The 15,837-nt window shown below is 32.6% G+C and carries 11 protein-coding genes; 6 read left to right on the top strand and 5 right to left on the bottom strand.

The window, feature by feature from the left end; translation table 11 throughout:
- Window positions 1–5: 5 nt before the first annotated feature.
- The 3 genes from LNQ49_RS01240 to LNQ49_RS01230 are packed head-to-tail and all read left to right on the top strand — an operon-like array spanning window position 6 to window position 2,524.
- On the top strand, window positions 6–953 hold the full coding sequence (locus tag LNQ49_RS01240) for an NADP-dependent oxidoreductase (RefSeq protein ID WP_229986978.1): 948 nt from the start codon (window positions 6–8) through the stop codon (window positions 951–953).
- A 12-nt stretch (window positions 954–965) separates the two neighbouring features.
- Window positions 966–1,931, top strand: a complete 966-nt coding sequence (locus tag LNQ49_RS01235) for an alpha/beta hydrolase (RefSeq protein WP_229986977.1) — start codon at window positions 966–968, stop codon at window positions 1,929–1,931.
- Window positions 1,928–2,524, top strand: a complete 597-nt coding sequence (locus LNQ49_RS01230) for an NAD(P)H-dependent oxidoreductase (protein ID WP_229986976.1) — start codon at window positions 1,928–1,930, stop codon at window positions 2,522–2,524. The genes LNQ49_RS01235 and LNQ49_RS01230 overlap by 4 nt, the downstream gene beginning before the upstream one ends.
- Window positions 2,525–2,567: 43 nt before the next feature.
- On the opposite strand, the gene LNQ49_RS01225 is transcribed toward LNQ49_RS01230, so the two are convergent.
- From LNQ49_RS01225 to LNQ49_RS01210, 4 genes are all read right to left on the bottom strand, one after another.
- Window positions 2,568–2,933, bottom strand: a complete 366-nt coding sequence (locus LNQ49_RS01225) for a DUF2834 domain-containing protein (protein WP_229986975.1) — start codon at window positions 2,931–2,933, stop codon at window positions 2,568–2,570.
- 23 nt (window positions 2,934–2,956) lie between these two features.
- A complete protein-coding gene (locus LNQ49_RS01220) occupies window positions 2,957–4,234 on the bottom strand; it encodes a RagB/SusD family nutrient uptake outer membrane protein (protein ID WP_229986974.1) in 1,278 nt (425 codons plus the stop codon).
- 15 nt (window positions 4,235–4,249) lie between these two features.
- Window positions 4,250–7,315, bottom strand: a complete 3,066-nt coding sequence (locus LNQ49_RS01215; RefSeq protein WP_229986973.1) for a SusC/RagA family TonB-linked outer membrane protein — start codon at window positions 7,313–7,315, stop codon at window positions 4,250–4,252.
- A 390-nt stretch (window positions 7,316–7,705) separates the two neighbouring features.
- Window positions 7,706–9,124 (bottom strand): AcvB/VirJ family lysyl-phosphatidylglycerol hydrolase, encoded by a 1,419-nt coding sequence (locus LNQ49_RS01210; protein WP_229986972.1) that lies wholly within the window; start codon window positions 9,122–9,124, stop codon window positions 7,706–7,708.
- Between the two features lie 291 nt (window positions 9,125–9,415).
- Between LNQ49_RS01210 and LNQ49_RS01205 the strand changes: the two genes are divergently transcribed.
- The 3 genes from LNQ49_RS01205 to LNQ49_RS01195 all read left to right on the top strand — a co-directional run bounded on the left by LNQ49_RS01205 (window position 9,416) and on the right by LNQ49_RS01195 (window position 14,226).
- Window positions 9,416–10,441 carry an NAD(P)-dependent alcohol dehydrogenase gene (locus tag LNQ49_RS01205; protein WP_229986971.1) on the top strand — a complete coding sequence of 342 codons (1,026 nt, stop codon included), beginning with the start codon at window positions 9,416–9,418 and terminating at the stop codon, window positions 10,439–10,441.
- A 215-nt stretch (window positions 10,442–10,656) separates the two neighbouring features.
- A complete protein-coding gene (locus LNQ49_RS01200; protein WP_229986970.1) occupies window positions 10,657–11,718 on the top strand; it encodes a helix-turn-helix domain-containing protein in 1,062 nt (353 codons plus the stop codon).
- Between the two features lie 114 nt (window positions 11,719–11,832).
- The gene (locus LNQ49_RS01195; protein WP_229986969.1) at window positions 11,833–14,226 is read left to right on the top strand and encodes an outer membrane beta-barrel family protein; all 2,394 of its coding nucleotides are present in this window, start codon (window positions 11,833–11,835) and stop codon (window positions 14,224–14,226) included.
- Between the two features lie 42 nt (window positions 14,227–14,268).
- Here LNQ49_RS01195 and LNQ49_RS01190 read toward each other — a convergent pair whose 3' ends face one another.
- Window positions 14,269–15,819 (bottom strand): DHA2 family efflux MFS transporter permease subunit, encoded by a 1,551-nt coding sequence (locus tag LNQ49_RS01190; RefSeq protein WP_229986968.1) that lies wholly within the window; start codon window positions 15,817–15,819, stop codon window positions 14,269–14,271.
- Window positions 15,820–15,837 lie beyond the last annotated feature (18 nt).

Genomic DNA, 15,837 nt, shown 5'->3' with positions numbered 1-15,837 from the left:
GCAGTATGAAAGCAATCGTATTAGAAAAGTTTGGAGGAGTTGAAAATCTTATTTACAAAGACATCAAAAAGCCAGAAATAAAGACAAATGAAGTACTTATTAGAGTAAAGGCTATTAGTATTAATCCAGTAGATGTAAAGGTCCGTAGTGGACAGGTCCCGTTTGTTGACGAATTAGTTAAACATGATCCATTGATTTTGGGTTGGGATATTTCTGGGGAAGTTGTAGCGATTGGAAATGAAGTCACTCGATTTAAAGTTGGTGATGAAGTATTTGGAATGGTAAACTTCGTAGGTCATGGTAAGGGGTATGCTGAATATGTAGCGGCTCTAGATGAGCATCTTGCACTAAAACCTAAAAATAGTAGTCATGTCGAAGCAGCAGCCAGCACTTTGGCAGCATTAACTGCTTGGCAAGCATTTAATCATTTTGGTAAATTGAGAGCAACAGATAAGGTTCTTATTCATGCAGCTTCGGGTGGAGTAGGTCATTTTGCAGTGCAGATAGCAAAACATATTGGTGCCTATGTTATTGCTACATCATCAGCTGCTAATCGTGATTTTGTTCTTAATCTAGGAGCGGATGAGCATATTGACTATCGGTCAATTCATTTTGAAGAAGCCCTTAATGATATTGATTTTGTATTGGAATCTATTGGAGGAGATAATTTTCAGAAGTCAGTACAAGTAGTAAAAGAATTTGGAACCATTGTTACACTGCCATCAGGGCATACAAAAGAGGATGAATTAAAAGCAGAAGAAAAACGTTTACATGCCTGTTACTTTATGGCTGTGTATTCTAGTGGCCGTGATATGCAACATATCGCGTCATTGTTAGAAGCAGGAGTATTGAAACCTCACGTATCACATATTTTTGAATTTGATGACATGGCAAAAGCACATCTGCAAATAGAAACTGGACGTACAATAGGTAAGGTTGTGTTGAAATTTTAAGCTAATTGCGATATGGAAAGCATAATAAAAAGAATAGATTCTGAGCTTTGGGAAGCTATTAAAAACAGCTCGTTTAACCAAATAGATTATGAAAATCTATTAAAGAATGACCCCGCAAGGATTAGGAAAGAAGAAATGGTTATATTATCAAAAGAAGAACCTCTAGCTATTCCGGAAGAACTTAATGTAGAAGATGTTGAGATTTCGTCTTCTGATCAATCAAGAAAAATAAGATTAAGAACATATCGGCCAAAAGGAAAGGACAATTTGCCTGTATTATTATATTTTCATGGAGGAGCTTTTATATATGGTGATCCCGAGCAATATGATTTTATTTTTTTTGATCTCGTCCTAAATATGGATGTGGTAATTGTTTCTGTTAATTACCGCTTGGCTCCAGAACATCCATTTCCAGCAGCTATTGATGATGGATATGATGCTTTATTGTGGCTATCTAAATATGCTGATCAAATTGATGGAAACAATAGTAATATCCTAATAGGAGGGAGTAGTGCAGGAGGAACAATTGCAGCTTCGATTACGCATTGGGCAAGGGATAAAAAAGAAGTAGAAATAAAACATCAATATTTATTATACCCTGCAATGAGTCATCTTCTAGAGACAGCCTCTATGAGTGAATTGGCAAATGCTCCTACACAAACTAAAAGTGCAGCCGAATGGATGTGGAAACATTATTTGAAAGACAACATAGCTCAACCACCAAAATATGCAGTTCCGTTGCTAGAAGAAAATTTCAACAATTTGCCAAATGCAACTATCATTGTATGCGAGTTAGATCCGCTTAAAGATGAAGGGAAAATATATGCTCAAAAATTAGAAGATGCAGGCATCAGTGTTAATTTATCGGAAATAAAAGATGCTGTACATGCCTTCGATTTTTTTCCATGTAGCTTAACAGATAACTTTTTTAGTCAACAAACGGAATTATTTAAACAAATTTTAAACCAAGTAAAATGAAAAAGATAGTAGTTATTAATGGTCATCCTGATCAGAATAGTTTTAATAGCACTATTGCACATTCCTATATAAAGTCAGCATTGGAAGCAGGCTCAGAAGTCCGATATATTGCTATTGGCGCTATGGATTTTAATCCTAATTTACAGTTTGGTTACAAACAAAGAATGGAATTAGAACCTGATTTGCTAAATGCATTAAATGACATTAAATGGAGTGAACATCAGGTTTGGATACATCCTATATGGTGGCTAGGGATGCCCGCAATTATGAAAGGATTTTTTGATAGGGCATTTCTTCCGGGTATTACTTTTAGAAGTAACAAAGGGCTCAGTGAGGGATTATTAAATGGTAAAACAGGAAGAATCATTACAACTGCAGGAGATTTGTCTGAGGATGATTATGAAGAGATTTATAAGTCAAGTGGACTCGTTCAGTTAAAAAATGGTATTCTGGAATATTGTGGTGTTTCTTCTATTCAAAGTAATTTTATTGGACCGCTTTACGAGTTAGATGAAAGTAATAGGAAAAAGTGGATAGATAAAATAGCTGACTTGGCTAGATTAGACTCCGTAATTAAGCAATTTATTGAATAACTATTAAGTAAAAGCTTTAGAGAAATCTGAAGCTTTTTTATGTTTACGAATTAATCTTTTCAAGATGACATTCTTTTATATATAAAAATAAAGGAAGTCCCACAGAAGCTCCTCCTATAAATGAGGCTACTATTGGAATCCATAATTTTTTAATTTTTAATTTTTTGCCTTCACTAATAGCCATACACACAATAACAACGACAGTTACAATAACATCTAGCCAAGCAAAAGCCGCTAATGGGTTTTCGATAATTTGTTGAAGTAGTAAAGGAAAATTAAATCCATTTTGACAAAGCCAAGGTATAAATTGAGAAAAGGGTAGTACAACTCCAAGTATTGTTAACGATAAATATATTCTTCTCATAATGATTTCAATAAAGGCAATTATATATAAAAACTGAGGTATCATTTGATACCTCAGTTTTAGAAATTTTATATTGCTGGATCAGCAGGAGTATTTGTATTGTTGTTTCTTTCAGAATCAGGATAAGGATACCAGTTACGGTTTCTTTCAGCTCCAGCAGTTCCAGCAGCTGGACGTTCAAATCTTCTACTGTCTTCAAGTTTTAAACTAGACATATACATCTCGATACAACGATTTCTATAAATTTCGGTTAAAATACTAGTCTTGGTAACTGCTCCAGTATATGGTGCAAGATTGGCGCCAATTCCATAAGCATCAGTGGCAGCAGTTTTGGTTAGTACTTTATTTAATTCTACTATTGCTTGTGGTAAATTGTCTTTTCTAGCATATGATTCTGCTAATATTAGCATCATTTCACCAGGTAAATAAACAGGTATTGATTTGGTATTAGAGTCAAAAAAACCTGTGGCTGTTGTTGGGTTTGAACCTGGTTTGATATAAAAGTTTAATCTTCCATCAGAGCTTGTAGGCGCTAAAGCTGCTGGCAATCCTAGAGTTAAATCTACCGGTTGGAATACATTGTTAGTGGTTATAGAAATATAAGCAATAGGATTAGGACTAATTTGATCAAAGGCAAATACCGATTTTGAAGAGAGATCAACCAAACTAGCATATTTGATAGCATTGTCGTAGTCGCCAATCATTAAATAAGTTCTAGCAAAAAGAGCATAAACTGTATTTTTATAATTTATACCACTTACTAAATCTGTAAAACCAGTTGCTTTGTCTAGTAAAGGCTCAGTAGTTTTTAAGGTTTTAATAGCCTCATTTAATACGTCAGTTCTAGAATCGAAAGTTACATTTTTTCCAATTTTTAAAGGAACACTTTGAAAATACTGAACAAGAGTAGTGAGGGCCATCGCCTTAAAAATAGAGGCATGAACAAAAACGCTTGCTTTTTCAGTCTCAGAGGTTAGTATATCGACGTGGTCAATTACTTTTTGAGATTCAGATTTAATAATAAGGCATTGTGACCATAGATTATTTACAACCAAATTTTTAGTTGAGAGTACTTCGCCACCAACAGAAAGTTCACCTTCGTCAACATTTCCTGCGTTCAGCAATCGTAATTCTTTTGTTGTAAATCCATTACCAGTAATGGTGTTGTAAACAGGACTTGTTCTATCAACACTCCAAAGTACTTGTAGTCCATTTGCTGCACCAATGACACCACCTCTAGTATTAAATACTAGCTCTTGAGAAGGTTTCGTTGGGTCTAAATAATCTTCGTTGCAACTAGTTAAAAGTAATGCTAGGGCAACTATTGGGATGAATATTTTTTTCATGATGTTTTTATTAAATTAAAATTGAAATTTTACTGCCAATGAATATGAACTCGGAATTGGCACTGTTCCAAAATTGTATTTCGCAACTGAAGATTGTCCGCCAGAATTTGTTTCTGGATCAAAACTGGTAAAGTTATCCCATGAAATTAGGTTTCTACCGCTTGCAGTAACAGTTAAGTCATCAAAGAATTTGTTTATTTTTCCAAAAGAATAATTTAAAGAAATCTCTCTTAGTTTTAGATAACTTCCGTCAACGACTCTAAACTCTTCTATATTATAAATAGACCAAATATAACCACGAGGTAATTCTCCGTTAAGTTCTTGAGCTACCAATGTTCCTGATCCAACTCCTTGTCTTGTTCTATAATCAGCATCAAAAACATCTACTCCATGAACACCATCAAATAATACAGATAAACCAAATTTTTTGTAATTCAAATTAGCTCCAAATGAAATAATATAATCAGGATTTGGATTTCCAATTTGTTTGTTTAATATTGCTCCTTCTGGTTGTCCAGTTGTTTTATTTCTTGCTGGGGCTCCAGTGCTAGCATCACCCTTTTCAGTTTGTGGATATCCATCAGGAGTTAATAATAAACTACCGTCTGGATTTCTTGCAAAATAAGTACCGTAGAAAATCCCTACTGGTTTATCCATTTCTACAAAAACAGGTGCTCCTGCTAAATTGCTATCTAGTTTAAAACGTGTTTGTGGCAATCCAGTTACTTTATTTCTATTGCTGCTGTAATTTACAAATGCATCTAGATGTAAGTTTTCTTTTTTAATCACATCATATTTAAGATTTATTTCAAACCCTTTATTATTCATTTTTCCAATGTTCTTGATTGTGTTTGTAGCACCTTCAGAAGCAGCCAATTGAACAGGTAATAACAAGTCATCTATATCAGCATTGTAGTAGCTAAATGATAGGTTTAAACGATCTTTTATAAAACCAAAATCACCTCCAATTTCATAAGTAACACTTTGCTCAGGTTTTAAATCTAAGTTTCCTTGTTTGAATCCTTCAATAGTAAAAGTACTATTCCCTAAAAGCGTTCCAGTAGAATAATTAGTAAAACGAGCATAAGGCTTAATAGCGGTTAAGCTACCTGATTTTCCCCATGAACCTCTAAATCTAACCGAACTTACAACATCATGAATGTTTTCCATGAATTTCTCGTCAGATAGAACATAACTAAAGCTTGCTTTTGGATAAAATTGTGATCTATTATCACTTGAGAAAATAGTCGATGAATCTTGTCTTCCAGCTATAGTTATATATAGTTTGTCTTTGAAACCGAAAGTTTCTTGTAGATAATACCCCCATAAATTATATTTTGATTGACTTGAACTTGGCGAACCAGGTATCAAAGTATTAAAAGCATTTATAGTTTCAATAAACGGCTTTAAATTACGCCCTTCGACAGCTACAAAATTATCACGATAGGTTTGTATGTTGTATCCTCCGTAAGTGGTTGCTTTCCATTTATCGTTGATATTCCAAACATATTTTAAATTCAAATCATTGTTAAATTGAACTACTCTGTTGGTAGCTTCAGATACATATCCATCATTATAATAGGCTGGATTAACAATATATGGGTATCTCGGAATATATACGTTCCCTCTTTGGTTATAATTATCAATACCAAAAATCAAATCGGCATTGAAGTTTTTAAAAGGAACATAGTTTAATTGTAAGTCCGAAATAATACGATCTGTGTTTTGTTTGATTTTGAAAGTTTCTATAATAGAAAGAGGATTAATTCTATTAGGGTCAACAGCTAATAGGTTGCCATTAGCATCTCTTCTGCTGATGTCGTAAATATTATTGGTAATATTTATAGAGTTAATTGGACTCCAGAAAACGTTTCCATCAGGTTTTTCATTTGAGCTTGAGCTAACATAATTCAATCCTACAGTAGCAGATAGTTTTGAATTGAAATCATGTTTCAATCTTACTTTAGCTCCTGTTCTTTTAAAATCAGTATTTTTTATAATTCCTTCGTTTACCAAATGTCCAAGAGAAGCGAAGTATTTTGTTTTTTCATCTCCACCTTGCATTGAAAAATAGGTGTCAGTTCCAATTCCTGTAGTAAAAATATCATCTTGATAATCATATCGTTCTACACCAAAAGTTCTTGTTTCAAGATTTCTTCCCAATACACTTACAGTTGTTGGGCTTGCAGGATTTCCTTGAATAGGAAATAAAGCAGGAGAGGTACTAACAAACTGTTTGTCGGATCTATTCAGATCTAGCTTTTTACGAATTTGGTTTGAAGTTACACTAGTCGAAAACGTGTATCTGGTTTCACCAGCAATACCTTTTTTGGTAGTTATTAAAACAACCCCGTTTGCTGCTCTTGAACCATAAATTGCTGCGGCAGCTCCTCCATTTAAAACCTCAATACTTTGTATGTCGTTAGGGTTAATGTCAGAAGACCTGTTTTGACCAATTTGCATATTAGAGTTTCCCGTTGTTACATTTAAGTTTGTTACATTGGTAGTTGCATTGTTCAAAACGACTCCATCGATAACATATAACGGATCTGATGAACCTAATATTGAAGACGTTCCTCTAAGCTTTATGCTAAATCCTCCTGCAGGATCTCCTGAGTTCTGAGAAACTTGAGCACCAGCAATTTTACCTTGTAAAGCTGTCGAAAGTCCACCTGGCTGTGCCTTTACTAAGTCTTCACCCTTTAAACTTGTAACAGCATTTCCAAGCTCTTTACGTGTAGCACGGACTGTAGATCCCAATACAACAACTTCTGAAAGAGCATTGAGTTCTTCTGTCATTTTAAGATTAACTACACTTGTACTTGCTAAAATTTTGACTTTTTTAAAAGAGAATCCAACATAAGTAAAGAGTAGTGTTTCGTTTTCATTGACTAGGATGCTATATTTTCCATCTAAATCAGTTACAGTACTTTTTGATGTCCCTTCAATTAGAACAGATACTCCCGGCAATGATAAACCGTCAGTTTGGCTCGTAACTATACCAGTTACAGTCTTTGTTTGTGCCAAAAGAGTTTGTGCAAACAAAAGAATTCCAAATAAAATAAATAATTGTTTTCTCATTTTAAAATATTTGATTAGTTATAAAAACGGAATGTACGATTTTTTTCGAAATAACATTTGTTTTTGCAATGTTTGTCTATTTAAAATTTCTAATAATGCAAAATAATGCTTAAAATATCTTTCATATACTATAATTAGGGGTTTAAAATTGAAGTTTAAATTTATTGCTGTATAAACATGCATAAACACGCATGGAATTTATTTGATAAACATAATTTCAAAAAAAACTTCTTTTATATATTTTAGTGCTTTTATGTTAATTTAAGTATTGATCAATAAGTAGGGTAGTTTTAAAGTTACTAAGTGACAGGTTACTACGGAAATATTAGGTTTTCTAAAACTGAAATACTTTCTGATATAAAATTGAATTAGATTCTTTAATAAAAATACTTACGGCATCATTTCTTTTGCTACAGTTATAAATGCATCTGTATAATGATGTCCACCGTTGAGATATATAATTTTGGCACTTTCTTTTGAAATTTCTTTAATAGGTAAATCATCTTCCTCTTTTCCAAAAAAACAAACAGGATGAATGTCACTAATTTTATTAATCTCATTAGGTACAGAAAACCCTGATGATGCATTGTCTATATCTAAAAGTTCAGATACATGAACTTCAAAATCAGTTTCTTTCGATGGAGACAGCAAGCCTAATCCAATTATGTTTTTTTTGAATTTTTCGGGAATTCGGTTATACACAAATGGAATAATATCAGCTCCAAATGAATAACCTACCAACATGATTTTTTCTTTTTTCCATTCTTCAGTATAAGCTTCCATTATTCTAAGTATATCCGTGGTAGTTTCTTCGGGGCTTTTTTTCTGCCAAAAGTATTTTAAAGCATCTAAACCAATTACTGGCGCTCCTTTTAAAGCAAATGCATTTGCCATTTGTTGATCAAAATCAGTCCATCCGCCATCACCAGATATAAAAACTACCATATACGGACTTGTTTTGTCTTTGTGGGGAGTGGTAATATGTAGTGGCAGATTAAGTTTTTTTACAGTCTCATCAGGACTGTAAGCCTCTTTTTCTATTGTAATGTTATTATAAACTTGCATTAGTTGTGGGAGCCAGTTTTTTTCTTGACCATAACCGTGTCCAACTTTTGGCAATGATATTACCTGAGCATTAGATACATTTTTAAGGAAAGATACTGTTTTTTGATAATTACATACTTGATCATTTTGACCTTGCAAGGATATAAAAGGAGTTTTAAGGCTTTCAGCAGGTCCTAAATTATATCCTTTGGCATTTTGGAGTTTTGTTGAAGTAAATTTTCCAGAACCTGGACACAAAGGTTTATTTATATTTATATCAGGACAAAATCCTAATGCAATTCCAGCTCGGAAAGTATTTTGTGGTGCTTGAGCAACTAACCCATAAACTAAAGTTGCCCCAGAAGAATACCCCAAAAGAATAGGGACATTGTAGGTTTGATATTTTAATTTTTTTTGAACATATTGGCTCATGCGTTCAAAGTCTGCGGCAGGGTAGAGGCAAGAAGATTTGTTCTTTTTCATGCTTTTGAATACTTGACGAATGTCTACACCAATAAGCAATGTGTTTTCGTTTTTTAAATGAAGTGCTATACCCTCGATTCCACTGTTCCAACCTCCATCACCCGAAATACAGATAACTACATTATTGACTGTTTTTGTGGGTTTATAAAGTGTAAGATAACCAAAGCCACTATATGCAAGCGTGTCTTTTTGTATTGCAAAAACGTCTCCTTGAAGGCACACTAATAGTAAAGTAAGTAAGACACGATTGACCCCAACAGTTTTTATTTTTTGTAGTATCATATGATTTGGTTTAAATTTTCAATCATAAAATGGTGTGTGATAACTACATAAAGATAATATTTTCTTGAATATAAAATCAACTAATCAAATCTTGTTAATAAAATGGATCAAATTAAAAGAAGGTGCATTATTGAGTTGATTTACTTCCTGTATTTTTGACTTAACATTAATAATTTGCAATGTCACAATCCCTTTTTTAACGTATTTAAAACTTTAATTTATAATTTATTAACACCCGCTTCTAAACAGGTTTGGTTAATTTTATAGTATTCAAACTATAAAATTATTCTTATGAAAGCAGTACGATATTATGGACACAAGGATGTTAGAGTTATAAAAGATTTAGAAAAACCATCTCCTACAGGAGATGAAGTATTATTAAAGATTGGTGGAGCAGGAGTATGCCATTCCGATTTACATATAATTGATGAAGGAACTGTTTCTGGTACTACATTTACATTAGGACATGAAAATGCGGGATGGATTGAAGAAGTGGGACAAGATGTAAAAGGGTTTAAAAAAGGAGATGCAGTTTTGGTGTATGGTCCTTGGGGATGCGGACATTGTAAACCATGTCAACACTCAAAAGAGAACTACTGTGACCACCAATCAGAGCAAGCTTATGGAGGTGGACTAGGTTTAAATGGAGGTATGGCTGATTATATGTTAGTTCCTTCTTCACGTTTATTGGTTCCAATTCATGATTTAGATCCTGTAATTGCAGCTCCACTTACAGATGCCGCTTTAACACCGTATTCAGCAATAAAAAGATCATTGCATAAACTTATGCCAGATGAATATGTTGTAGTTATTGGTGTTGGCGGATTAGGACATGTTGCTTTACAGATTTTGTCTGAAATTTGTGGATCTACAATTATTGCTTGTGATATAACTCCGGAAAGACTTGAATTTGCTAAAGAATTGGGTGCTTCTTATGCTATAAATTCTACAGATAAAGACGCTGCTGAACAGATTAAAAAGATTACAGGGATAAAAAAAGCAAAAGTTGTAATAGATTTTGTAGGAGCTACTTCGACAATTGATCTAGGAACTAAAATTGTTGGTTTAGATGGTGATTTGACAATCGTTGGGCTAGGAGGAGGAAAATTTGAATACAACATGAGTGGACTGCCTTTTGGTGTAAGTATGACAAATCCGTATTGGGGTTCAAGAACTGAACTGATGGAAGTAATTGGACTGGCATTACAAAAGAAAATTCATATTGAGATAGAAAAATACAGTTTAGATGATGCTCTTGAAGTTTATGATAAACTCAGAAAAGGGCAAATAAAAGGAAGAGCAGTATTAATTCCTTAATTTAATAATTATATAAAACTAAATCATGAAGCCCAGTTATAAAATTGGGCTTTTTTGTTTGACACATTCAATACAACCAATAAACTATTTTATACAAGATTCATTTAAATTGTGTTGGCAATAGTAATGTAATATTTAAGCTATTTATTTTAAGCATACATCAATCTTTTTTTTAGCTTTGTGTACATTATAATCGATATAATAAAGAATAAATTATGGATACTAGTAAAGAGCTTTTATTTTTTTTTAGTGCTTTGGGAGCTTTTAACGGAATCATTCTAGGAACCTATTTCTTTTTCTTTACAAAGAAAAAGTATTTTGGAAATTATTTTCTAGGAGCACTCTTGTTAGCATTAAGTATAAGAATTGCTAAATCTGTATTTATACATTTTGATCCTACTTTGCCTAAAACATATTTGCAAATAGGACTTTCTGCTTGTTTTTTCATAGGACCTTTTTTATATTATTTTCTCAAAGCTTCTGTCAAGGAGATTAATATAATGCCTAGATCTTGGAAGCTGACACTTATTTTCTGGTTATTGTTTATAATTACTGTAGGTGCAGTATATCCATATAAAGAGTATCCTGAACTTTGGTGTGAGTATTTCATAGAATTCATTTATTTGCAATGGTTTGTTTATGTCGTTTTTGCGGGATTTACGATTAGAGGAATCTTAAAAAACATAGTAAGCAAAAAACATAAAGCCAGCCCAGCTGAAGTGTGGTTTGGTATGATCTATTTAGGCAATGTATTACTTTTCGTATTCTATTTCCTAGCATTAATTAATGCTCCATTTGTTTCCTATTTAAGCGGGGCTATCATTTTTTCATTCATTTTATATCTGATAATTTCTATTCTTTTATATAGAAAAAAAACAGATGATTTATTCTTACTCAATCCATCAAAATATTCAGCTAAAAAAATAGATGATGATGAAGAGCAAATTTTATCTAGTAAACTTGAAAAGATAATGAATGAGCATGAATTGTATAAAAATCCAAACCTCACATTGCAGGATTTGTCCAAAGAAGTAAATATTTCAAGCCATCAATTATCCCAATTTTTAAATGCAAATGTGGGAAAGAATTTTACCAGTTACGTTAATGAATTTAGGGTAAACGAAGCATGCAAAATAATAGCTTCCAATAATAAGCTTACACTAGAATCGATTGGATACGATGTAGGATTTAATTCTAAATCTACATTTTTTGCTACGTTTAAAAAACATACTGGAACAACGCCTTCAAGTTATCAACAACAGGCTTTATTGGCTTAGTTGGAGTATAGATTTATAAATCCGTACTCCTAATTTCTCTTTAGATTACCTCATATAACAATTAACGATTGATTTTTGTATCAATAAAAAATCAAAACTTAATCGCAAAATTTTATGAGAATACTAATCTTAGTTTTCATTTATTGCTTTCTTATTTCTGCGACAGAAATAAAAGCACAATCTATACAACATATTTCAGGTAAAATTGTCAATCATAAAAATGAATCTATGATGGGCAATATATCTTTATTATCTGTTCGGGATTCTACTTTAATAAAACAAGATAATTTTTTGGATGGCGTTTTTGGGTTGTCTGATGTTAATCAAAAAGAAGTGGTAATCAGACTTAGCTCTGCAGAATTTGCAGACACATTTTTACATGTTATTTATGCAGGAAAAGAGCATATAAATTTAGGGACAATATTCGTGAAGGAAAATAACAATCAGTTAAATGAAGTAGTTGTAAAAAGTCAAAATTCATTATTGAAATATGGATCTAGCGGTTCAGTAGAAGTTAATGTTGCTAATACTTTACTAGCTACAAGTAGTTCTGTAAATGAATTGTTGAGTAGAGTTCCTAACGTTATTGTTTCTGAAGGGCAAATTAGTGTATTAGGGAAAGGTGAAGCTATTATTTACTTAAACGGAATACTAATTAGCAACGAACGTTTTGCTGCAATCCCAGTTTCACAAATTGCTAAGATTGAAGTAATTTCAAATCCATCGGCTAAGTATGATGCAGAAGGAAAAGCAGTAATTAATATTATTACAAAGAAAAACGTTGAGAGCGGTATTATGGGATCAGCAAACCAGCAAGTTACTGTTTCTAAATTTGCAGGAACCAGCACAAATACACTGTTAGATTTTAATTATAATAAAGGAAAGTTTTCTTTTATAGCAAATTATGGATTACAATTAGGACATAATCGCGAACTATTAAATACTACCAGAACTAGGCCAGAGCCAACTGATTATATGAAATCAGAACTTACTACTGATTGGAAACGTAGGTTTAATAACTATTCAAATTTTGGATTTGGAATTCAATATACTTTTTCTGATTCGAATTATATTTCGTTTGAATATAGTGGAAACATTGCAGATTTGGGTGGAGTTGTAGAAAATCGAAATTCTATTTTAACCAATTCTAATACTATTTTTTATGCAACTGATACGGATAAAAATGATGTTCGGCTAAACAAGTTTATTAATTTAAACTATAATGCAACTACTGATTCAAAGGGATCCACATTATTTGCTGGGATATTATATTCTAACTACAATAGTACGGTAAGAGATTTTATTGGTGAAAATGGTTTAGTAGATGGGTTAAATTCAGAGCGATTCTTAAAAAATAATGCTGATTACACGATTAATATCATCAATACTCAAATAGATTATTCGAAAAAAATTAATGAAAATACTAAGTTGGAGACTGGTGCAAAATTAAGTTCAGCTGCTGTCAAGACGAGTTCAGATTTTTTAATTTCCAACGAAAACAACTCTGAATTTGAGTTTAATGATGCACTTTCGAGTGATTTTAAATATGATGAACAAATAGGAGCAGCCTATCTTAATTACAGTGGTTCTTTATCAGAAAAATTAAATTTTTCAGTAGGTGCTCGAGGCGAATGGACCAATTATGAATTAAATACTACAGCAAATGGAAATCAAAATTTCAAAAAAAATTATGCGAACATTTTCCCTAATTTATTATTGAATATGCCACTTTCAGATGATTTAAAGTTTCATGCTTCTTATGTATCTAGAATTACTCGACCAAGATATCAAGGACTTAATCCTTATGTTATTTATCAGGATCCATTCACAACTATTGAAGGTAATCCCCATCTTAAACCAGAAAAGATTCATGCTTTTGAAATGGGTGTCTTGTATAAAAAAATTAAATTTACACTAGGATATACCTATAAAGTTGATCTTATATCTGCTGCTGCTCTGCGTGGAAATAATTTGAATAGTTATATTCTAAGAGCTATTAACGTGGAGAAGGAACATAACTTTTTTGCTTCGGTTTCAAAGTCTTTTGCTACAAAATGGTGGACTTCAACCAATACAATGAGTATGAGTTATACAAAATCTATCGATAATACGTATTCATTTGTATTTGGAGCAACTAAACCTCAATTCTACCTTTATTCTAATAATACTTTTACTATTCCAAACCTTTTCAAGATTCAATTACTTGCTTGGTATTTGGGTGATAAAAGTAGTGGTTTAGTAGACGAAAATAGCCGTTCTACAGTAACGCTCGGAATTGAAAGAAGTCTTTTGAATAATGCATTGAAACTAAATTTTTCTGCAAATGATATTTTCCGTGGTTTCAATACTTCTGGAAATTATGAAGTAGGACAAACTCAGATTTATTACCACAGGAGGTATACCACAAATTATTTTAAACTTATTGCAACTTATAGTTTTGGTAATTCTAAAAAAACCGATTATAAGAAAAAGGAATTAGAACAGTCTGAGAATAGTAGAGCAAGATAAAATTTAAAACAGGCTTAGAAATTTAATTTTAAGCCTATTTTTTTAATGATCTGAAATGATAATATCAGATTTTGCTTTTTTAGATTTATTCATCACTAATAATAACAATGGCAGTGTTACTACGAAAAAGAGTCCTACAAAGAAAAAAGCATCTCTATAGCTTAATAGTGATGACTGCTTTGTAACAACACCTTCCATTAATTTTAATGCTTTTAATTTTGCCTCATTATAAGCAAATCCTTTATGTTCAAAGTATTTTATATAGGCATTAATCCGATCCATGGCTATTGAGTTATCAGGAGTGACATTAGAAACCAACACATTTCTATGTGTTGCATAGCGATGAACGATATAAGTATTTATTATTGATACTCCGAATGAGCCTCCTAATTGACGCATCATATTATTTAAAGCTGCTCCTTGTGCTACATCTTTGTCATCTAAAGACGAAACGGCAAGCATTGTGAGTGGTACAGTTAATAAAGCCAATCCAAGCGCACGAAAAATTAATGCGGTTGAAATCTCAGCTGCACTTGTATTTAGGGTTATACCAGACATTCTCCAATTAAAATAAATAAAGAGTAGAAATCCTGCTGCAATAATTAGCACTGGAGATACTCCTTTTTGCAATAAGGTACCACATATCTTTAACGCAAGCAAAGCTAATATTGCACCTGGGAGTAAAAGCAAACCAGTTTGTGTGGGTGAAAAGCTTAAAAGACGTTGTGCGACTACAGGACTAATATAAATAGAGATAAACATACCAAATCCAGTAACAAAAGTCAGAATAGCAGCAATACTTAAAGACTTGCTTTTAAGTACCCGAAGATTTACTACGGGTTTTTCGATAGTTAACTCCCAATAGATAAACGTTATTAATGTCATTGTGGCAATAACCGATAAAACAACTATGTATCTAGTCTCAAACCAATCTTCAACTTCACCTCTTTCAAGTACAGTTTGCAAAGAACCTACTCCTATGGCCAATAATGTAATTCCGGTCCAATCGACCTTTGCTACTTCAGGTTTAACGGCTGGTTCTCTTAAAAGAAAATAACATGAAATTGCTACAAGGATACCTATGGGAATGTTGATTAAGAATATCCATGGCCAATCGTAGTTTTCGGTAATATATCCACCAAGCGTTGGACCTATTGTTGGGCCAATAAAAATTCCAGCTCCAAATATAGCCCCAGCAGTTGATTGTTTGTCTTTAGGGAATAGCTCAAAAATTATAACTTGGGATATTGATAATAGGGCACCACCACCAATTCCTTGCATGAATCTAAAGAATACTAACATCCAGATGTTTGAAGAATGACCACACATAAAGGAGCAAAATGTAAATAAGATTACTGAGCCTATATAATAATTACGTCGTCCTAAATTGGCACTCAAAAAGCTTGTTAGAGGTATTATTATAACATTTGCAATTGCGTAAGCGGTTATAACCCATGAAGTATCTTCAAGTGTGGCTCCTAAATTTCCACTCATATGCGAGAGGGCAACATTTACAATTGATATGTCTATTAATTCCATAATTGCAGCTAATATGACTGTAATTATTAAGATTTTTCGATTTAGTGGTGTCATAAAGGAATTCTTAATTAT

It is taken from the genome of Flavobacterium pisciphilum (assembly GCF_020905345.1).
GTDB classification, from domain to species: Bacteria; Bacteroidota; Bacteroidia; order Flavobacteriales; family Flavobacteriaceae; genus Flavobacterium; species Flavobacterium pisciphilum.
This window is presented reverse-complemented; position numbering and strand designations above follow the sequence as displayed.